This is a genomic window from Myxococcus virescens, assembly GCF_900101905.1.
Lineage (GTDB): Bacteria > Myxococcota > Myxococcia > Myxococcales > Myxococcaceae > Myxococcus > Myxococcus virescens.
The window spans coordinates 25,354-45,836 of sequence record NZ_FNAJ01000011.1; the positions used below are offsets into that span (position 1 = coordinate 25,354).

The following is a 20,483-nucleotide window of genomic DNA, read 5'->3' on the forward strand; positions in this document are numbered from 1 at the left end:
TTTCAGCGCGTCGCGCGCGAAACCGGAGTGGGGGAGGGAGCGCCGGCGAGCACGTCGCGCAGCGCCTTCTTGCTGACCTTGCCGACGCCCGTCTTGGGGAACGCCTCGACGAACTCGACCCGGTCGGGAATCTTGAAGGCGGCCAGACCACGCTGGCGCAGGAAGGCCGTGAGGACATGGGGCGCCGGCGGCGTGCCGCGCGCGATGACGAAGGCGCAGGTGCGCTCGCCCAGGAACGCGTCCGGAACGGCGACCACCGCGGCGTCGTGCACGTCGGGGTGGGCCAGCAGGTGGTTCTCCACCTCCTCGGCCGCGACCTTGTCGCCGCCCCGGTTGATCTGATCCTTGGCGCGGCCCTCCACCACCAGGTAGCCCTGGGGCGTCACGCGGACCACGTCACCGGTGTGATAGAAGCCGTCGTCGGTGAAGGCCTTCGCGTTGTGGGCCTCCGCCTTGTAGTAGCCGCGGATGGTGTACGGCCCGCGCGTCAGCAGCTGGCCCGTCTCACCTAGCGCAACGTCTTCGCCGTCCTCGTCCACCACCCGGAGCTCGTCGTCCGGGGAGATGGGCCGGCCCTGGGTGCTGACGATGACGTCCTCGGGGTCATCCAGGCGCGTGTAGTTGACCAGGCCCTCGGCCATGCCGAACACCTGTTGGAGCGTGCAGCCCAGCGTGGGCTTCACCCGCATGGCCGCCTCGGTGCTGAGGCGCGCGCCACCGACCTGAAGCACCCGCAGGCTGGCGAGTTGATGCCGGCGCGTCCTGGCCGCGTCCATCCAGACCATGGCCAGCGGTGGCACCACCGCGGTGATGGTGACGCGCTCGCGCTCGATGAGCGGGAACACCGTGTCCGGGCTGGGGTTGGGCGCCAGCACCGCCGTGCCGCCCGCGTAGAAGGTGCCCAGCACGCCCGGCGAGCTGAGCGGAAAGTTGTGCGCCGCGGGCAGCGCGCACAGGTACACGCTCGTCTCGTCGAGCCGGCAGATGTCCACGCTGCCGCGCAGGCTGTAGATGTAGTCGTCGTGCGTGCGCGGGATGAGCTTGGGCACACCCGTGCTTCCGCCGGAGAGCTGGAAGAAGGCCACGTCGCTGGGCGCGGGCCCCGGCGGCAGCGCCGTGGGCGCGGCGTACAGGCTGCTCAGCGCCGTGAAGGGGCCTGCGTCACCGGCGACGATGACGTGCTTCAGCGTCGGGCAGGTGCCGCGCACCTGCTCAGCCAGGGTGCGGTAGTCGAACCCGGCCTGCTTGTCCGCGATGACGTAGGCCACCGCCTCCGTGAAGGCGCAGAAGTAGCCAATCTCCGAAGCGCGGTGCGCGGGAAGCGCGAACACCGGCAGCGCGCCCAGGCGGAAGAGGGCGAAGACGACCTCGAAGAACTCGGCCACGTTGGGCAGCTGCACCACCACGCGGTCCCGAGCCTGGATGCCCAGGGCATGGAAGCCGGCGGCCAGCTGGCTGACGCGGGCGTCCAGGTCGGCGTAGGTGAGGCGGCGCTCTCCGGCCACCAGCGCGGTCCGCTCGCCGTGACGCTGGGCGCGCTCGTGGAGGAGCTGGCCGAACGTCTCGCCGCGCCAGTAGCCAGCCTCGCGGTAGCGGGCGGCGTAGGCCTCCGGCCAGGTGGGGCAGCCAGGGAGGACGGGGGGCGTCATGACTGCACCCCGGCACCGTGGCCCAGGCCCATGGCGTGGAGCATGGTGCGGAACTTGGCCTCGGTCTCCGCCAGCTCGGACTCGGGCGTGGAGCCCACCACGATGCCCGCGCCCGCGAAGATGCGCAGGGTGCGCTCACTGGCCTCCGCGCAGCGGATGGTCACCGCCCACTGGCCATCCCCCGTGGCGTCGCACCAGCCCACCGTGCCGGTGTAGTAGCCGCGCTCGAAGGGCTCGATGGAGCCAATCGCCTCGTGCGCCAGCCGCGTGGGGTAGCCGCACACCGCGGGCGTCGGGTGCATGGCCGCCGCCAGCGTCAGCGAGGAGATGGAGGGGTCGGCCAGCTCACCGGTGATGCGGCTGGACAGGTGCCACATGGTGGCGGTGTTCACGAGCGACGGACCGGCGGGCACGTTCAGCGTCTTGCAGTACGGCCGCAGCGCCTCCGCGACGGCGTCGATGACCACCGCGTGCTCGTGCAGGTCCTTGGGCGACTTCAGCAGCGCGGCGGCGCGCTCCTGGTCCTCCAGCGGATCCGCGCTGCGGGCCGCGGAGCCGGCCAGGGGATTGGCGACCACCTGGAACCCGGAGCGGGACACGAGCAGCTCGGGGCTGGCGCCAATGAGCGTGCGCAGTTTCGCGCCGCTGGCCCCATCCTGCTGGGGGAGGTCGGCGGCGAAGGTGTAGCCCGATGGGTTGCGCTGCGCGAGGTTGCGCAGCAGCTGCCGCAGGTCGATGGGGGCGGCGGCGTTGAGGTGCAACGAACGTGACAGCACCACCTTCTGGAGCGGCCCGCTCTGCATCAGCTTCAGCGCCTGCGCGACGCCGTTCAGGTACGCGGCGGGCTCCGGCACCGGCTGGACGGTGTAGCTGGCGCTGAACGGCCGCTGCACCGGGACGTCTTTGTCGAACACCAGCGGTCCGGCGCGTTGGAGCGTCAGCGGCACCACGAGCTGTGCGGGCACCGAGCCGTCGAAGGGCACCGCGCCCACCGCCACGGGGATGTCGTGGTCCGCCTGGCGCGCGTCATTCAGCACCGCCGTCACGCGCTCGGGGAGCCGCGCCAGGGCATCCGCGCCGCCCTGGTGCGGCACGGTGGCGAAGGTGCCGCGCGCCAGCAGCGTGCGGCGCGGCGTGGCGAAGAAGAACGAAGAGCCAGCCTCGTAGCTCTCGAGCAACTGCGCGGCGAGTGTCTGCGGTCCCATGGGGTGTTCCTGTTCCTTCGGCTCAGCGGGCGTCATGCACAGGGCGCCACATGGCGGCGCCTCGGTGGCAGGTTATGAAGTAGATCCTAGTAATCATTCTCAACTTCTCGAGGGGCGTGGGCCTGGGCGGCCGCGCGAGGGCGGGGTCAGGCATCGAGCGTCGCGCCCCCGTCGACGCGGAGGTCGTGCAGGGTGATGTGGCGTGCCGCGTCCGAGACGAGGAACCGCACCGCGTTGGCGATGTCCTCGGGGGTGGCGATGCGTTGCAGGGGGATGCCCAGGCGATAGGCCTCGGGCGAGCCGGCAATCACCGCCTGCGCGCCGGAGTCATCCGCCCAGAGCGCGCGCTGCATGGCGGTGTCCGTGGAGCCAGGGGACACGACGTTGCAGCGGATGCCGTGTGGGGCCAGCTCCAGGCCCAGGCACTTGGTGAACATGCTGGAGGCGGCCTTGGAGGCGGCGTACGCGGCCATCTGCGTGCGGGGCACGGCGGCGGCGTTGGAGCCCACGGTGACGATGACACCGCTTCGCCGGGGCACCATGCGCCGGGCCACGGCGCGGGACACCTGGAACACGCCCAGCGTGTTGACGGAGAAGGTGAATGCCCAGTCCTCGTCGCTGTAGGACAGGATGGGGCCCGTGCGCAGGACGCCCGCCACGTTGGCCAGCACTTCGATGGGGCCCAGCTCCCGCTCAATGCGCTCCACCACGGCGTCGACGGCGGCGACATCACTCACGCTGGCCGGGTAGGCCACCGCGTGTTGATGCTTCTGCCGGAGCTCGGCCACCAGGGCGCTCAGGCCGTCCGCGTTGGTGTCGACCGCGGCGATGAGGGCTTCGCCCGCCAGCGCACGTGCCACTGCCGCGCCAATACCTTGTGCGGCACCTGTGACGAGTGCCACCCGGGTGGGCGTTCCCATGTCCCTGTTCCTCCTTCTGGATGCCTGCGCCCGCTCGTTGGGCTCATAAGTGGATAATGAGAATGATTTTCATTATCGAGGCGGCGCAGATATGTGCCACGCAGCGTCAGGGGTGTCAAGAAGGGAAGTAAGGGATTGCGGGTAACGCATATTGCAATGGCCGCCCGGTCGGGCTGTCACGCATCGGGTTCCACCGCGGCGCCACGCTTCTTTTGGCCGCGTTGGGAGCGGACCGGGCTCGTGTCCGATGATGGGATTTCGCGTGCCACAGGCGAACGCGAATCCCGTCCCGGCCGGGTGTGCGAAGGGCCCTGTCGGGCGCGACGTTTGATGGCGTTGGAGTTGCAGTGGAGTCTGGCCTTCATGTCCCAGCTTCTTCAGGACGTTCGCTTGTCCCTGCGTCGCATGCGGCGCGAGGCCGCATTCACGCTGGTCATCATCACCACGCTGGCGCTGGCCATTGGCGCCACCACCGCCGTCTTCAGCGCGGTGTACCAGGTGTTGCTCCGGCCGTTGCCGTACCGAGCGCCGGAGCAACTGGTGACGCTGTACCAGTCGACGCCCCAGCGCGAGCGGATGGGCGTGTCGTTGCAGTCGCTCCAGGCCTGGCGCGAGCGTGCGTTTGCGTTCCAGGGACTGGAGGGGCTGTCGATCCGCGACATCACCTTGGCGGGTGACGGCGAACTGGAGCGGGTGCGCGCGGGGCGGGCAACAGCGGGCTTGTTCTCGCTCCTGGGCGTGCGGCCGTTGCTCGGACAGGACTTCCGCGCGGACAGGGACGCCCATGGCCTGCTCCTGTCGCATGCGCTGTGGCAGCGGCGCTTCGGTGGCCGCCCGGACGTGGTGGGACAGACGTTGATGGTGGATGACCAGCTCCACACGGTGGTGGGGGTGTTGCCCGCGGGTTTCCGCTTCGCACCGGACGTGGAGGCGTGGAAGCCGTTGGTCCTGGCCGTGGACGAGCCGGCCGGAGGGGTGTGGCTGCGGGTGGTGGGACGCCTGCGCGAAGGCGTGTCCGCGGAGCAGGCACGCACGGAGATGACGGCCCTGGGCGCGGCGCTGGTGCGCGAGCCGGGCTTCGCGGAGGAGCCCGCCGGGGTGCGGCTGGTGCCCTTGCACACGCAGGTGGTGGAGGGCTCCCAGGAGCGGCTGTGGCTCCTGGCCGGCGTCGTGGCGTTGGTGCTGCTGGTGGCCTGCGCCAACGTGGCCAACCTGTTGCTGGCGCGGGCTTCCGCGCGGGAGCGCGAGGTGTCAGTGCGCGCCGCCCTGGGCGCGGGCCGAGGGCGGCTGGTGCGGCAGTTCCTGGTGGAGAGCGGGATGTTGGCGCTCGTGGGTGGCGCCGCCGGACTGGTCCTGGCGATGTGGGGCATGGACCTGCTGCGCGCGCTCATGCCGCCTCAGTTCGTGGATGCCGAGGCGCTCCGCCTGCAGCCGCATGTCCTGGGCATCGCGCTGGTTCTCTCGGTGGTGACCAGCCTGCTGTTTGGCCTGATCCCCGCGCTGCGGGTGTCGCGCGCGGATGCGCGGGGCGCGCTGGGCGGGCTGCGAGGCGGCGCAGGGGCCACGCGGGGCGAAGGCGGGCGCGTGGTGCTGGTGGTCGCGCAGGTGGCCCTGGCACTGATTCCGCTGGTGGGCGCGGGCCTGATGCTTCGCACCGTCCATGCCTTGAGCGTGGTGCCGCTGGGCTTCAATCCCCAGGGCGTCACCGTGGTGGACCTCTCCCTTCCGTCGGCGAAGTACCGGGACGAGGCCGTCCAACGGGCCCTCTTCTCCAGCGTGTTGGAGCGGGTGCGCGCGCTTCCAGGCGTGACGTCCGCGGGCATGTCCAGCACGGTGCCCCTGTGGGGACGCAATGGCCTGGCGCCGGTGCTGCTTCCGGGCGAGGCGGCATCACAGGCGGACTCCCGGGAGTTGGTCCACTTCCGCACCACCAGCGACGGCTACTTCAACACCCTGGGCATCCCGCTGAAGGAAGGGCGCACCATCGAAGCCTGGGATGGGCCGGGCACCGCGCCGGTGGTCGTGGTGAACGAGACGTTCGCCCGGCGCTACTTCCCCGGGCGGAGCGCGGTGGGGCAGCGCGTGCAACTGGTGCTCGACGGTGAGGCCTTCCGCGAAGTCGTGGGCGTGGTGGGGGATGTCCAGCACAACAGCCTGGATGCGCCCCCGGTCAGCGAGGCCTTTGTCCCCATGGGACAGCTCTGGGGACTGCACATGCTGCTCACCGTGCGTGCCTCGCAGGACGCTGTCGCGCTGGCCCCGGTGCTGCGCGAGCAGCTTCGCGCCGTGGCCCCCGAGCTCCCGAGCGTCCCCGTGAGCTCCCTGGAATCGGTCGTGGACGCCAGCGTGGGCCACACGAAGGTGCTGGGTTCGCTGCTGGTGGCCCTGGCGGTGCTGGGGCTGGTGCTCGCGGGCGTGGGGCTCTACGGCGTGTTGTCCTATTCGGTCAGTCAGCGGACGCGCGAGCTGGGCATCCGCATGGCGTTGGGCGCGACCGGGCACTATCTGGTGTGGCGCGTGGTGGGGCAGGGGCTTCGGATGGCCGTGGCCGGCGTCCTCCTGGGGCTCGTCGGCGCCGCCGTGTTCGCGCGCAGCCTGTCCAGTGTCCTGTATGGCGTGAGCGCGTTCGACGTCGTCACCTTCGCGGCCGTGCCCGCGCTGCTCGCCGCAGTGGCGTTGCTGGCCAGTTGGCTGCCCGCGCGCCGCGTCACCCGCGTGCCGCTGCACGAGGCGCTGCGCTCGGACGACTGAGGAAGTCCCCGGGGCGTTCGATGCACGCTATCGGCGATTCGCGAGCTGGCTTAGGACTGGGGACAACCTGGCTGGAGGTGCCGCGCGATGAGGAAGGTGAGTCCCACCGGAAAGCCCCTGCCGGGAAACCGTGGTGCCCTGGTGGCAGTCTTGCAACGGGACTTGTCGGGCACCCTCCGGATGGGGACCGTCTTCGGTGTCCTCGGGCTGGTGGCGGTCGTGGCTGGCTGGACGTCCATGGAGCAACTGATTGACGCTGGGCGTCGTGAGTTGGCGTATCGCGTGTTGCTCGTCTTCTTGGGGGTGCCCGGCATCATGGGTGGGCTGCTGTGTTGGTGGCTCGCGCCCCGCAAAACGCGCAGGCTCGTGCGAAGCGTGGAATCGGACGAGCGGACCCCGATGCTGATGTCGGTGGAGCGCAAGGTATTCGGGAGTGGAAGCGACGAAGTCGTCCACTTCGTGGCCACGCTGTACAGCCTGAGCGCCCATCAGTTGGTGTTGAGGGACGTGCGCCTGCGGCACGGGAACAAATGCCTGGCGTATCCCTACGACGAAGGGGTCTCCAAGGTGCCGGTGGATGTCTATGGAAGGCCCGGCGAAGGGCCGGTGGTCATCGATGCGGGCTGGGGATTCCTGCTTCCCTCCAACCGGACCTATCCCTGGTTCTAGCGGCCCACGGGCCCGCCTGCCTCAGTCGTACTTGAGCGCGATGATGGGGTCCACGCGCGAGGCACGCAGCGCGGGCACCCAGGTGGCCACCAGTCCCACGCCCAGCAGCACCAGCGGCGCGGCGACGAAGGACAGCGGGTCCAGGGCGCTGACGCCGTGGACGAAGCCGGACACCACCCGCGTCAGCGCCAGCGCGCCCGCGCACCCCAGCACCACCCCGCCCGCCACCGAGCCCAGGCCCTGTCGGAGCACCAGCCTCACCACATCGCCCTGCGTAGCGCCGAGCGCCAGTCGCACGCCCATCTCCCGTGTCCGCTGGCTCACCAGATAGGACAACACGCCGTAGATGCCCACTGCGGCCAGCGCGAGCGCCAGCGCCGCCATCATCCCCAGCAACATCATGTTGAAGCGCTCGGAGCCGAGCGAGCGCGCGACGTGGTCCTCCAGCTTCAGCGTCTCCATCACCGGTTGCTGCGCGTCCACCGCCCACACCTCGCGCTGGACGGCCGTTACGACGTCCGCGTGGCCGCCCCTGGCGCGCACCAGCAGGTTCTGCGGAATCATCCGCACGACCATCGACGCGACGCCCTGCGACATCTGTCCCGGCGGCAGGTACAGCAGCGGGGGAGGGGCGTCATTCAGGCCGTCCTCGCGCACGTCCCGCACCACGCCCACCACGACGCGGGGCACCACGTCCCGAAGGGACGGCACCGAATGCGCCACCCGGATGCGCTGGCCGAGGGGGTCCTCGCCCGGCCAGAACCTGCGCGCCGCCGTCTCGTTGATGACCACCACCGGCTCCGAGCCCGCCACGTCGTTCTCCGCCAGCAGCCGCCCGCGGACGAGGCCGATGCGCATTACACCGAAGTAGTCCGGCGTCACCGGGCGGTACTGCCCCCAGCCCGCGCCGGGGCCGTTGTCATCCCCCGTGTACTTGCCCTCGATGGCGAACGACATGCTGGGGCCCCTGTCCATGGGCAGCGACGTGGCGAACCCGACCGCCTCCACGCCAGGCAACGCCCTCACGCGCTCCACCACCTGCGCCTCGAAGCGCTCCAGGGCCTGCAACGTGCCGTAGCGTCCCTCCGGGAGCGACAGCCGCAGCACGTGGACGCCGTGCGGGTCGAAGCCCGGCTGCACGCTCTGCAGCGCGGAGAACCCGCGGATGAGCAGCGCCGCGCCCACCAGCAACATCACCGCCAACGCCACCTGACCTACCACCAGGAACGCGCGCGTGCGCCCGCCCCCCGGGCCCAGGGTCGCCCGCTGGCTGCCCTCGCGGAGCGCCATCTGGAGGTCCGTGCGCGACGCTTGCCACGCGGGCAACAGCCCGAACAACAGGCCCGTGAGGAGCGACGCGGCCAGCGTGAAGCCCAACACCGTGCCATCAATGCCCACCTGCGCGCCCGCGAGCCCTCCGTCCCCGGGCAGCAGCGCCGAGGTGTCCGGCGCCAGCGATAACAACCCGGGCAACACCGCCATCGCCAACAGCACCCCGAGCCCTCCGCCGGCCACGGAGAGCAAGAGGCTCTCCGTGAGCATCTGCCGCGCGAGCCGCCCCGGCGCCGCGCCCAACGCCGCACGCACCACCAGTTCGCGGTTGCGCGCCGCCGCCCGCGCGAGCTGGAGGTTGGCCAGGTTGACACATGCGATGAGCAGCACCAGGCTCACCGCGCCCATCAGCACCCAGAGCGCCAACCGCGTGTCGCCCGCGAGGAACGCCCGCAGGTCCACCGGGGCGAACTCCTGGCCCTCATCAAGCAGGGCCGGGTTCTCCGCGCGCACGCGTCCCCCCAATGTCTCCAGCGCCGCCGCCGCGCCGTCGGTCGAGACGCCCGGGCGCAGCCTGCCGGTGACGAAGAGGAAGTGGGAGTTGGTCCGGTCCGTGAGGTCGAGCTGGAGCGGCGTCCACAGGTGCACGCCCGTGGGGTACGCGAACGACGCGGGCGCCACGCCCACCACCGTATAGGACTCGTCATTGAGGACGACGGAGCGGCCCACCACGTCCGGCGCGCCACCGAAGCGCCGCCGCCACAGCCTCTCGCTGAGGACGACCACGCGAGGCCCGCCCACCACGTCCTCCTCCGGCAGGAAGCCGCGTCCCAGCCTCGGCCTCACGCCGAAGGTCTCGAAGAAGCCCGCCGTCACGCGCATGCCCGGCAATCGCTCCGGCATGCCGTCGCCCACGGCGCTGAAGCCCGAAGGCAGCACCTCATAGGCCGTGACGCGCGAGAAGGGCGACCCCTCCGCGGACATCCACACGTATCCCGCGATGGACTGCGACGCCGACCGCCCGTGGTCCTTGGTGACTCGCACCACCTGCATCAGCCGGTCTGGCTCCGGGTACGGCAGCGGCCGCAGCAGCACCCCGTTCACCACGCTGAAGATGGCCGTGTTCGCCCCGATGGCCAGGGCCAGCGTCAGGAGACAGACCAGCGTGAACCCACGGTTCTTCAGCAAGAGCCGGAGAGAGAAGCGGACATCCTCGATAAGGGCGGACACGGGGGGACCTCGGGGGGCGTGTGTTCGCCCTACGGCGCACGATGAGGGCCATTGCACTGGCTGCTGGACAGGCGGAGGACCAGCAACTTACGCAGGTCCGGCACCCAGAGGCCATGCCAGTCACTAGGCTTCATGTTGGAAAGCTGCCCACGCGCGCCCCCTCCGGTTGGCGTGGGAGCGCTCACCCAGACATCCCCAGGGCAGCCGGAGCGGGCAAGGACTCTCTCGAGGTGATGGGGGTGAGGGGCTGATGCGCAGGGAGTGGCCATGGTCCAGAGGCTCAGCGAGGCGGTGCCCATCGAGCGCTGCGAGGTTCTTGCTTACGAGGTCCCAACGGACGCGCAAGAGGCGGACGGCACCATCGAGTGGGACAGCACGACGCTCGTGGTGGTGGAGCTGACGGCGGGAGGCACGCGCGGGCTCGGCTACACGTACGCGGACGCGTCGGCGGCGAGCCTCATCCGCCGCTCGCTCACCCGGGCGCTCGAGGGACACGACGTGATGGACGTGCCGGCGCGGATGCGCTCATTGCTGAGGGAGGTCCGCAACAGGGGGAGGCCGGGACTGGTGTCCATGGCGCTCTCCGCGGTGGACGTGGCGTTGTGGGACACGAAGGCGCGCTTGCTGGACCTGCCGCTGGTGCGGCTGCTGGGCGCCGCGAGGGATGCGGCACCTGTCTACGGCAGCGGGGGCTTTACCTCGTACTCCATCGAGCGGCTCCAGGCGCAGCTCGCCGGCTGGGTGGAGCAGGGGATTCCACGGGTGAAGATGAAGGTGGGCAGCCACCCCGAGGAGGACCCAGGCCGGGTGGAGGCCGCGCGGCGCGCCATTGGGCCACGCGCGGCGCTCTTCGTGGATGCCAACGGTGCATACACGGTGCCGCAGGCCCTCTCGCTCGCGGAGCGCTTCTTGGCGCACGGCGTCTCCTGGTTCGAAGAGCCCGTCTCCAGTGATGACCTGGAGGGGCTCCACCGCCTGCGCGCTCGCGTCCCCGCCGGCATGGCCGTGGCGGCGGGCGAGTATGGGGACAGCGGTCTCTACTTCCGGCGCATGCTGGAGGCGGACGCGGTGGATGTTCTCCAGGCGGACGCCACGCGCTGCCTGGGCATCAGCGGGTTCCTTCAGGCAGACGCGCTGTGCGACGCGTTCGACGTGCCTCTCTCTGCCCACTGCGCCCCCGCGCTCCATGCCCATGTGGCGTGCGCGGCGCGGCGACTGGTGCACATCGAGTATTTTCACGACCACGCACGTTTGGAGCGGATGCTCTTCGACGGCGTGGCTTCGGTCAGGCATGGGACGCTCGCGCCGGACCTGTCGCGTCCGGGCCTGGGGCTGGAGTTGAAGCGGGCGGATGCGGCCCGCTACGAGGTGGGCGCCCCGTCCTGAGGCACGTCATGCCTGGCGTGCTGCTCGACGCCCTCTACCCGCTGTAGACACGGCTCAGACGGCGCCGTGGTGCCGGACGGGCGCGCGAGGTACGCAGTCGCCGCAGGCCCAGGAGCAGCAGGCCCCCCAGCACCGCCGCGGCGCGCGGGCGCCGAAGCGGCGGCCGCCCCAGCCCCTTCGTCACCCAGCCACGCTCGGGGAAATCGCCCGAGGGGCCCGTGCTCCCGTACGCCTTGGCCATCTGCACCACCTGCGCGATGTGCAGGGCCCGGCGGTTCGTGTTCTGCGCAATCTGCTCCCGGCAACTGAAGCCGTCGGCGATGACGAGCGCGTCCCGAGGCGTGGCGCGAACCTTGGGCAGCAGCACGCGCTCGCCCACCTGCTGGGAGACCGTGAATTTCTCTCCGGCCTCAAAGCCGAACGAGCCCGCCATGCCGCAGCAGCCCGTCTCCGGGATTTCGTAATCCAGCCCCAGCTTGTCGAGCACGGCCTTCTCGTCTGTCATCTGGAAGAGCGACTTGTGATGGCAGTGGCCGTGCACCACCGCCTTCTTCGCCATGTGGGGCAGGGGCACGTCCTTCGCGTACCGGGCGAGGAACTCGCTGAAGAGGAACGTCTGACGGCGGAGCTGTGTGGCGAGCTCCCAATCCGGGAAGAGGTTGCGCAGCTCATCTCGAAAGACGGACACGCAGCTCGGCTCCAGACCCACCAGCGGCACGCCCGCTTCAATCTCCCGGCGGAGGCTCTCCAGCGTGCGCCGCAGCATCCACTTCGCCGTCGTCAGCATGCCGAAGTCGTAGAGCGGCCGGCCGCAGCACAGGAACCCCTGGGGAACCGCCACCTCGAAGCCCGCGTCCTCCAGCACGTCCAGCGCCGCGGCCGCCGTCTCCGGAAAGAAGTGGTTGTTGAAGGTGTCCGGCCACAGCATCACCCGCTGGTGGCCCTGCTGGTTCGACACCGGCCGGCGCGCCACCCATCGCTGGAAGGACTCGGGCGCGAAGCGCGGCAGCTTCCGCTGCGTCGACATGCCGGCCAGCCTCTGGAGCAGCATTCGGGTCGGTGGGAAACCGGTGAGGACATTCACCAGTCGAGGGGCCCGCATGGCTGCGCGGGCCCAGAGCATGATGAGGCCCATGGCGTAGGCGGGCCGCGGGCGCAGGTGCCCCTGGTAGTAGTGCGACAGGAACTCCGCCTTGTACGTCGCCAGATCCACCTGCACCGGGCAGTCGCCCTTGCAGCCCTTGCACGCCAGGCACAGCTCCAATGACTCCTTCACCTTGTCGTCGCGCCAGCCGTTCTTGACGACCTCGCCCTGGAGCATCTCGAAGAGCAGGTGAGCGCGGCCGCGCGTGGTGTGCTTCTCCTCCTTCGTCACCATGTAGCTGGGGCACATGGTGCCGCCGTCGTCCCGCCGGCACTTGCCCACGCCCACGCAGCGCTCGGTGGCTCGGTACAGCAGGCCGTCGTCGTCCGGGTACTTGAAGTGCGTCCGCGGCTTCCAGGTGCGCGCCCGGAAGTCCCGGCCCAGGCGCAACTCCTGGTCGATGGGGTTCGGGTCCACCACCTTGCCCGGGTTCATCTTCCCCTGCGGATCCCAGATGCTCTTGAACTCGCGGAAGGCCTGCACCAGCTCCGGGCCAAACATGCGCGGGAGGAACTCGGCGCGTGACTGGCCATCGCCGTGCTCGCCGGACATCGAGCCCCCCATGGACACGCAGAGGTCCACCGCTTCCTCGATGAAGGCGCGATACTGCTGGATGCCTCTGGATGAGGTGAGGTCGAAGTCGATGCGCGTATGGACGCACGCCTGGCCGAAGTGGCCATAGAGCGAAGCGTCATATCCATACTTGTCGTACAGCTTGCGCAGGGCGCGCAGGTAGGCCCCCAGCTTCGCGGGAGGCACCGCTGAGTCCTCCCATCCGGGACAGGTGTCTGGCTTGCCGGGCACACGCGCGGTGGCGCCCAGGCCCGCCTCGCGAACCTTCCACGCGTGCTCGATGTGTTCCCTGTCCGAATACAGCCGCATGTCCACGGGAGCGCCGCGGCCCTTGCGCAGCGCCTCCATCATCTCGCGCGCCCGCTCGAGTGCCTCCTCCCGCGTGTCGCCGCCGAGCTCCAGCATGAGGTAGCCCTGGCCCTGTGGGAGGATGTCGAGGAACTCGGCGTGCGAGCTCATGGGATGGAGTGACTCCATCTGGCTGGTTCGGCCCTTCAGGACGACGTTGTGGATGAGTTCGTCATCCAGCCCCTCCAGCGCGAGCGGGTGGAAGCGCTCGGCGAGCTCATGGGCGTGGTCTCCAGCGATGTAGATGTCCGGATAGCCGAGCATCACCACCACCCGGTGCGGCGGGCTGTGCACGAGCTTCAACGTCGCCTCCAGGATGGTGACGCACGTGCCCTCGGTGCCCACCAGGGCGCGCGCCACGTCGAAGCCGTGTTCGGGCAGCAGCGCGTCGAGGTTGTAGCCAGAGATGCGCCTCGGAATCGGCGGGTAGCGGCGGCGAATCTCCCCCGCGTACCTGTCTCTCAGCTCGCGCAGCTTGCGGTAGATGTCTCCGCGCCGGCCGCCGGCCCGGATGAGGGCTTCCAGCTCCGCGTCGCTGGTGGGACCCACCTTCATGCGCAGGCCGTCGTGGGTGAGCACGTCCAGCGCCCGCACGTTGTGCGAGACGGGGCCGGCCATCTGGGCATGAGAGCCGCACGAGTTGTTGCCCAGCATGCCGCCGAGGGTGCAGTGGTTGTGCGTGGCGGGATCCGGGCCGAAGGTGAGGTGGTACTGCTCGGCCGTGTCGCGCAGGTGGTCCAGGATGGTGCCGGGCTGAACGCGGGCCGTCTTCGCGCCGGGATCCACCTCCAGCACCCGGCCCAGGTACTTCGTCCAGTCGATGACGACGGCCACGTTGCAGCACTGGCCGGCGAGGCTCGTGCCTCCGCCGCGCGACAGCAAGGGGGCGTCGTATTCGCGGCAGGCGCGCACGGTGGCGAGGACGTCGTCGAGGCTGCGGGGGACGACGACCCCTAGGGGGACCTGCCGGTAGTTGGAGGCGTCCGTGGCGTAGAGCGCACGGCTCCCATTGTCGAAGCGGACCTCGCCCTCCACGGAGCGGCGCAGCGCTGCCTCCAACCCTTGGACGTCCACGGCGACATCACCGCCCTGCGGACCTGGGAGCGGATGGGCGGCGGGCCGCTTGCGCGAGAGCCGCGAGAGGGTGCGTTGGATGGCGTCCGTCGAGCGCATGGTGGTTCCTCTCCCGTTCAGGTGCGTGCCCGAGGCGGGGGCACGCAGAGAACCTGCGCACCGCGCGCGCGGCACGGACATGCCGTGGCGGCGCGGCGCACGTCTTCCCGCCTCGTCGGGTACGGCTGGGACGAGGGCCCCCGGGCGGGACTGCCCGGTGCCGGTTCCCCGCATCTCCAGGGGATGCCCAGCTTCGGAAGGCACCCCTTCGCTCCCAGCCCTAGGAGTTTCAATGAGCGCTACCGTCGCCGATTATCTGCTCTACCGCCTGACCCAGTGGGGCGTCCGCCGGCTCTATGGCTATCCGGGCGATGGCATCAACGGCATCATCGGCGCGCTGGGGCGTACCACCGAGCTCCGGTTCATCCAGGCGCGCCACGAGGAGATGGCCGCCTTCATGGCGTGCGCGCACGCGAAGTTCACGGGGGAGGTGGGCGTCTGCCTGGCCACCTCCGGCCCTGGTGCCATCCACCTGCTCAATGGGCTCTACGACGCCAAGCTGGACCACCAGCCCGTGGTGGCCATTGTCGGCCAGCAGGCACGCTCGGCCCTGGGGGGGCATTACCAGCAGGAGGTGGACCTCACCACGCTCTTCAAGGACGTGGCCAGCGAGTACGTCACCATGGTGACGAAGACCTCCGCCGTCCGCCACGCCATCGACCGGGCAGTGCGAATCGCGCTGCACGAACGCTCCGTGACGTGCGTCATCATCCCGAACGACGTGCAGGAGCTGGAGTACCAGAAACCTCCGCGGAAACACGGCACCGTCCACTCCAGCGTGGACTTCAGCCCGCCGTGCGTCATTCCCCAGGAGAAGGACCTGCGCCGCGCCGCCGCCGTGCTCAACGCCGGCAAGAAGGTGTCCATCCTCATCGGCGCAGGTGCGATGAACGCCGCCAACGAGGTGGTGGAGGTGGCCGACCTGTTGGGCGCTGGGGTGGCCAAGGCGCTGCTGGGCAAGGCGGTGCTGCCGGACGCGCTGCCGTTCGTGACGGGCGCCATCGGCCTGCTGGGGACGAAGCCCTCGTGGGACATGATGATGGACTGCGACACGCTGCTGATGGTGGGCACGAGCTTCCCGTACTCGGAGTTCCTCCCACCCGAGGGGCAGGCGCGCGGCGTGCAGATCGACATCGACGGTCGCATGCTCGCCATCCGCTACCCCATGGAGGTGGCGCTCGCGGGGGACAGCAAGGAGACGCTGCGCGCGCTGATTCCCATGCTTCAGCGCAAGCAGGACCGGAGCTGGCGCGAGCAGCTCGAGAAGGGCATCCGCCAGTGGTGGAAGATGCTGGAGTCGCAGGCGATGAATTCGGCCGACCCCATCAACCCCCAGCGCGTCTTCTGGGAGCTGAGCCCCAAGCTGCCCGACGGCGTCATCCTGACCGCGGACTCGGGCTCGGGGACGAACTGGTTCGCTCGCGACTTGAAGATGCGCAAGGGGATGCTGGCGTCGCTGTCGGGCAACCTCGCCACCATGGGCTGCAGCATGCCGTACGCGATTGGGGCGAAGTTCGCATTCCCACACCGGCCGGTGCTCGCCATGGTGGGTGACGGCGCGATGCAGATGAACGGCAACGCGGAGCTCGTCACCGTGGCGAAGTACTGGAAGGAGTGGAAGGACCCGCGCTTCATCGTCCTGGTGCTCAACAACCGCGACCTCAACCAGGTGACGTGGGAGCAGCGTGTCATGGCCGGTGACCCGAAGACGCCGGCCACGCAGACGCTGCCGGACTTCCCCTACGCGCGCTACGCGGAGTCGCTGGGCCTGCGCGGCGTGCGCGTGGACCGCCCCGAGCAGATTGCCCGCGCCTGGGACGAGGCGCTCTCCGCGAACAGGCCCGTGCTGCTGGAGGCCTACACGGACCCCGACGTACCGCCGCTGCCGCCGCACATCACCTTCGAGCAGGCCCGGCACTTCGCCGCGGCGCTCCTGGAGGGGGACGAGGACACGGCGGGCGTCATCAAGCAATCCCTCAAGGGCATGGTGGACAAGCTCCTCCCGCACAAGGGGTAGCGGTCGGAAGTGGCGTTGCAACACGTCACAGGCAGGACCTCTCAGGTTTCATCGGTGGTGAAATGAAACGGGCCCGACGCGAATGCTCCGCGTCGGGCCCCCGAGGATGACGCGCCTTGGGAGGCGCGAGTGATTCAGTTGTAGGTGGCGGTGTAGGTGCCGGCCAGCGCGCCGTCGATGAAGGCGAAGTCCACGCCCTTGATGGTGCGCGTCACCGTGGTTACGGCGGAGCCCGCGCGGGTGACGGACAGCAGCGTGCGGCCCGTCGTGGTGCGGGTGGGCACCATGAGGGACAGGTTGCGCGCGGGGCTCGTGAGGTTGAAGGTGAGCACCGTGCCGGTGAAGGCCACGGTGGACACCTGGGTGGCCTCGCGGGCATCGAGCCACTCCAGCAGTTGCTTCGCGGTGATGACCGGCACGCCGTCACGCTTGGCGGACGCGATGATGGCGGCCGAGCCGGAGGAGCCGGCCGACGGCTGCGAGTCGACGTGCATGTTGGCGTTGAAGGCGCCGTAGTAGCCCTTGGAGCCCAGCGCGTTGCCCAGCAGCGTGTCGATGTGCAGCGGGTAGGACTGGCCGGACTCGTCCGTCATCTGCGTGGCGAGCTGGTAGACGTCCAGCGGAGTGCCATCCAGGTCCGCGAAGCGCATGGCCAGGCCGGAGCCGGTGAACATGCCCGGGCGGTCCTGCACCCAGTAGTCGGGCCAGTAATAGTAGTTGGTGTCCAGGCGGATGCCGTGCAGGCGCGACACCTTGGGCTGGGTGGACCAATCGCTGAACGCGATGCAGTGCGTGCGGTTGGTGACGGGCGCGGGGACGGCGGGGAAGGCGGACGCGAAGCTGGCGAGCTGCGGGGTGAAGAAGTTCGGGTCCAGCGTGTTGGCCGTGTAGTCCGCGCAGCCGGTGTTGATGTGCAGGGCGTACTCGAAGCCCTGGGCCACGTAGGTGTTGGCCTGGGTGGCGCTCAGTCCGCCCACGTAGTCGTAGACGGTGCCTCGGATGCACTCCCAGTCGTCCACGCTGCATCCGGTGGGGCTGTCCGCGAGGTACTGGTTCCAGCGCTGGGTGGTGGCGCCACCCGGGTGTCCGTCGCCCGTCATCACCACGACAGCCTTCTTGGCGTTGGGGAAGTACCAGAGGCGCGGCAGCGGCGTGGTGCTCGTCTGGTGCAGCACGTTGGCGAGCAGGCGCTGCTGCTCGTCCGCCTGGGGAATCTGGACCTTGGCCAGGTTCACCCAATCCGGCTGCGGGTCGAAGGACGCGTTGCCGTAGAACATGTCGCTGGCGCGCGCTCCGGGGCCAATGGAGGAGCCGTCCCGGTTCTGTCCCTGCCAGGCCGGGTTGCCCTGTCGTGTGTAGATGACGGACTTCGCCAGGTCATACATGAAGGCGGTGGCGGTGCCGCTGCCCACGGTGCGCTGGCTGACGGCGGTGAACGTCGTCGCGGTGGTGGCATCCGAGTAGAGCGTGGCGACGGTGCGCGTGCCAGTGGCGACGGTGCGCTTGTCCGCGAGCCCGTGGTACTGCATCGACTCCGCGGTGATGCCCGTGCCCGGGGCCTGGGTGTCGTTGACCAGGATGTAGCCATTGGCCTGCGTGCCCTGAGAGGCATTGAGTCCGAGCAACGACTGGAGGTTCGCCGCGGGCCGCAGGGCGATGAGGCTGCCGCCGGCGGTGACCCAGTCGGTGATGAGCGTCACCTGGGCCGCGCTCAGCGTCTGCTCGCCGAGCACCAGCACCTTGTAGTCATCGAGGGAGACGGAGACGCCCAGGTTGCCGGCATCCGTGGTGGCGAAGGCGGCGATGCCCTCGGCCTCCAGGATTTCGCGCAGGTAATCGGTGAAGGGGTTGCCGGGAGCGGTGGCCACCAGCACGGGGCCCGCGCCGTGGACGCCCGGACGGGGCGGCGGTCCGTAGGGCTCGAAGACGACGTCCACCCAGTAGTTGGAGTTCTGGTGGCTGCCGTTGGGGAACGTGGACGATGAGGCGTAGGCGAAGACGCCGTTGCCGCCCGAGGTGGTGGCGCCGGGCAGGGCGTGCAGCGGAGGGGCGTCCACTCCGGTGGCCAGGCCGTTGCTGTCGAACGAGTAGCCGCCGAGCGGCGCGAAGTACGACGCCACGTAGGTGGTGCCGGCGGTGATGGCGACGGGAGAGGAGAACGTCACCTCCTGCCAGCCGATAGCCGTCTCGTTGGTGAAGGTGGCGGAGGCGAGCGGCTGGCCCGTGGCGCTCCACAGATTGCCTACGTGGGTGCCGTTGTTGCCGCTGCCCTTGTAGAAGCGCACGCCCGTCACCTGTCCGTCTACGTCCGAGCGGAACTTCACGCCCACTTCGATGGCGGCGGTGTCAGGGGTGGTGGCGGTGCCGGGCGTGGTGGTGGGGGCGAAGATGCGGAAGGTGTTGTCCGGGGGCTGCGTCGGGGGCGGTGCGCCGGTGGCCTGGAAGACGACGTCCACCCAGTAATTGGAGTTGCCGAAGCTGTTGATGGGGAAGGAGCCCGCGGCGCCGTAGGTGAAGACGCCGTTGCCGCCGCTGGTGCTGCCGGGCAGCGCGAAGAGGGGCGGGGTGTCCTGACCGCTGGCGAGGCCACCGTTGTCGAAGGCGTAGGCGCCGGCGGGGGCGTGGTACGAGGCGACGTAGGTGGTGTTGGCGGCGATGGCGACAGGGGTGGAGAACGTCACCTCCTGCCAGCCGGTAGCCGTTTCGGACGTGAAGGTGGCGAAGGCCAGGCGCTGCCCGTTGGCGCTCCAGAGGCTTCCCACGTGGGTGCCGGTGTTGGCGGCGCCCTTGTAGAAGCGCACGCCCAGCACGTTGCCGCTCACGTTCGTCTTGAACTTCACGCCCAACTCCACGGGATCGGAGTCATTGGTGACGGAGGCGACGGCGGGCGTGGCGGTGGCAGGCCACAGGGTGACGGGCTCAGCTGGGCGGAAGACGACGTCCACCCAGTAGTTGGAGTCGCCGAAGCTGGTGGTGGGGAAGGAGCCCGCGGCGCCGTAGGTGAAGACGCCGTTGCCGCCGCTGGTGGCGCCCGCGAGTGCGTGGAGTGGAGGGGCGTCCACGGCCGAGGCCAGTCCCGCGCTGGTGAAGCCGTAGGCTCCGCCGGGCGCGTGGTACGAGGCGATGTACGTGGTGTTGGCGCTGATGCGCACGGGCGTGGCGAACATCACCTCCTGCCAGCCGGTGGCCGTCTCGGAAGTGAAGGTGGCGAAGGCGAGGCGCGCGCCAGCGGCGCTCCAGAGACTTCCCACGTGGGTGCCGGTGTTGGCGGGGCCCTTGTAGAAGCGGATGCCGAGGATGTCTCCCTCGATGTCGGACTGGAACTTCACGCCCAACTCCACCGGGGCGAAGTCATTGGTGACAGAGGGGACAGCGGGGGTGGAGGAGGGGGCGAACAGCGTGTATGTCGGCTGGGCGCGCGCGGCGGTGGGCAGCGCGAGCAAGACGGCCGCGAGCAGCGCCAGCGCGTGGGCGCGTGGCTGCCTCGCGACCCAGTTGGGCCGTGGCTTCGAGGGTGTCATTCGGACTTTTCCTTGGGGATGGCACGACGAGACAGAGCAGCGGCGGCATCTTGCTGTCTGTCCCTGGCGTGGACAATGACGCGAGACGTAGGTTCGCGAGTCATTGCCGCATGACGCGATTTTTGGCTCCCAGGCGGTCGGACCGCTCCGGCGTCCGTTGTCCTCGGCCGTGATAGGGACCTCGAAATTGGGCTCGACTCGATGCCTTACTCGCGTTGACAGGTTCCGAATCGCCGAAGAAACGCATCGACCGGATGCTCGCGCGTGTGATGGCTGAGCTGCGCGCTCTGCTCGTCATTCGGTATCGCGGTGCTCGGCGAGAGCAGAGCAGTGAACCGAGTCCGGGATGGCTGTCTTCGCGAATCGCTGTAGGCGCAATTGAGTGTTCGTTTCGTTGTGGGGCATTTCTGGACGGGTAAATGGTCTGACTGGGTTGCCTGTTTGGTTGTGCACAAAGGCGGCCTCGAGAGTTTGTCCTGTATATGGCGTCCAGTATGGTGTGGGTTGACTGTATGGAAGATGTCGGCGGCGAGATTCTCCTGCAAATCCCCATTGAACTGAGAAAGGAACATTTGTGAGTCAATCAGGCAGGATTTCGATGAACAGGCGGGGTTTTCTTCGAGCA

At 69.5% G+C, this 20,483-nt stretch carries 10 protein-coding genes; 4 read left to right on the forward strand and 6 right to left on the reverse strand.

The window, feature by feature from the left end; genetic code table 11:
• Window positions 1-2 precede the first annotated feature (2 nt).
• From BLU09_RS26740 to BLU09_RS26750, 3 genes are all read right to left on the reverse strand, one after another.
• Entirely contained in the window at window positions 3-1,649 is a 1,647-nt protein-coding gene (locus tag BLU09_RS26740; RefSeq protein ID WP_090492411.1) for a (2,3-dihydroxybenzoyl)adenylate synthase, read from the reverse strand.
• A complete protein-coding gene (gene dhbC / locus BLU09_RS26745; RefSeq protein WP_090492413.1) occupies window positions 1,646-2,890 on the reverse strand; it encodes an isochorismate synthase DhbC in 1,245 nt (414 codons plus the stop codon). Before dhbC ends, BLU09_RS26740 begins: the two co-directional genes overlap by 4 nt.
• Window positions 2,891-3,000: 110 nt before the next feature.
• Entirely contained in the window at window positions 3,001-3,774 is a 774-nt protein-coding gene (locus BLU09_RS26750; protein WP_011553665.1) for a 2,3-dihydro-2,3-dihydroxybenzoate dehydrogenase, read from the reverse strand.
• Window positions 3,775-4,137: 363 nt separating this feature from the next.
• On the opposite strand from BLU09_RS26750, the gene BLU09_RS26755 reads away from it, so the two are divergent.
• Window positions 4,138-6,525 carry an ABC transporter permease gene (locus BLU09_RS26755; protein WP_244172054.1) on the forward strand — a complete coding sequence of 796 codons (2,388 nt, stop codon included), beginning with the start codon at window positions 4,138-4,140 and terminating at the stop codon, window positions 6,523-6,525.
• Window positions 6,526-6,666: 141 nt separating this feature from the next.
• The gene (locus tag BLU09_RS26760; protein ID WP_244172055.1) at window positions 6,667-7,194 is read left to right on the forward strand and encodes a hypothetical protein; all 528 of its coding nucleotides are present in this window, start codon (window positions 6,667-6,669) and stop codon (window positions 7,192-7,194) included.
• 21 nt (window positions 7,195-7,215) lie between these two features.
• Here the strand turns inward: BLU09_RS26760 and BLU09_RS26765 are convergent, their stop codons facing one another.
• A complete protein-coding gene (locus tag BLU09_RS26765) occupies window positions 7,216-9,696 on the reverse strand; it encodes an ABC transporter permease (RefSeq protein WP_090492417.1) in 2,481 nt (826 codons plus the stop codon).
• Window positions 9,697-9,963: 267 nt separating this feature from the next.
• Here BLU09_RS26765 and BLU09_RS26775 point away from each other — a divergent pair, with 267 nt between their 5' ends.
• Window positions 9,964-11,082: an enolase C-terminal domain-like protein gene (locus BLU09_RS26775; RefSeq protein ID WP_090492421.1), complete on the forward strand. Its 1,119-nt coding sequence runs from the start codon at window positions 9,964-9,966 to the stop codon at window positions 11,080-11,082.
• 34 nt (window positions 11,083-11,116) lie between these two features.
• Here BLU09_RS26775 and BLU09_RS26780 read toward each other — a convergent pair whose 3' ends face one another.
• Complete coding sequence (locus BLU09_RS26780) at window positions 11,117-14,320, reverse strand: FAD-binding and (Fe-S)-binding domain-containing protein (RefSeq protein WP_090492423.1); 3,204 nt, start codon at window positions 14,318-14,320, stop codon at window positions 11,117-11,119.
• Window positions 14,321-14,552: 232 nt separating this feature from the next.
• Between BLU09_RS26780 and BLU09_RS26785 the strand changes: the two genes are divergently transcribed.
• Complete coding sequence (locus BLU09_RS26785) at window positions 14,553-16,337, forward strand: thiamine pyrophosphate-requiring protein (RefSeq protein ID WP_090492425.1); 1,785 nt, start codon at window positions 14,553-14,555, stop codon at window positions 16,335-16,337.
• A 134-nt stretch (window positions 16,338-16,471) separates the two neighbouring features.
• Here BLU09_RS26785 and BLU09_RS26790 read toward each other — a convergent pair whose 3' ends face one another.
• The gene (locus BLU09_RS26790; protein WP_090492427.1) at window positions 16,472-19,858 is read right to left on the reverse strand and encodes a DUF4082 domain-containing protein; all 3,387 of its coding nucleotides are present in this window, start codon (window positions 19,856-19,858) and stop codon (window positions 16,472-16,474) included.
• Window positions 19,859-20,483 lie beyond the last annotated feature (625 nt).

Coding starts and splice junctions, on each gene's coding strand:
- BLU09_RS26780 (WP_090492423.1), bottom strand. CDS start 14,320: ATGCGCTCGACGGACGCCATCCAACGCACCCTCTCGCGGCTCTCGCGC.
- BLU09_RS26755 (WP_244172054.1), top strand. CDS start 4,138: ATGTCCCAGCTTCTTCAGGACGTTCGCTTGTCCCTGCGTCGCATGCGG.
- BLU09_RS26785 (WP_090492425.1), top strand. CDS start 14,553: ATGAGCGCTACCGTCGCCGATTATCTGCTCTACCGCCTGACCCAGTGG.
- BLU09_RS26775 (WP_090492421.1), top strand. CDS start 9,964: ATGGTCCAGAGGCTCAGCGAGGCGGTGCCCATCGAGCGCTGCGAGGTT.
- BLU09_RS26740 (WP_090492411.1), bottom strand. CDS start 1,649: ATGACGCCCCCCGTCCTCCCTGGCTGCCCCACCTGGCCGGAGGCCTAC.
- dhbC (WP_090492413.1), bottom strand. CDS start 2,890: ATGACGCCCGCTGAGCCGAAGGAACAGGAACACCCCATGGGACCGCAG.
- BLU09_RS26750 (WP_011553665.1), bottom strand. CDS start 3,774: ATGGGAACGCCCACCCGGGTGGCACTCGTCACAGGTGCCGCACAAGGT.
- BLU09_RS26790 (WP_090492427.1), bottom strand. CDS start 19,858: ATGACACCCTCGAAGCCACGGCCCAACTGGGTCGCGAGGCAGCCACGC.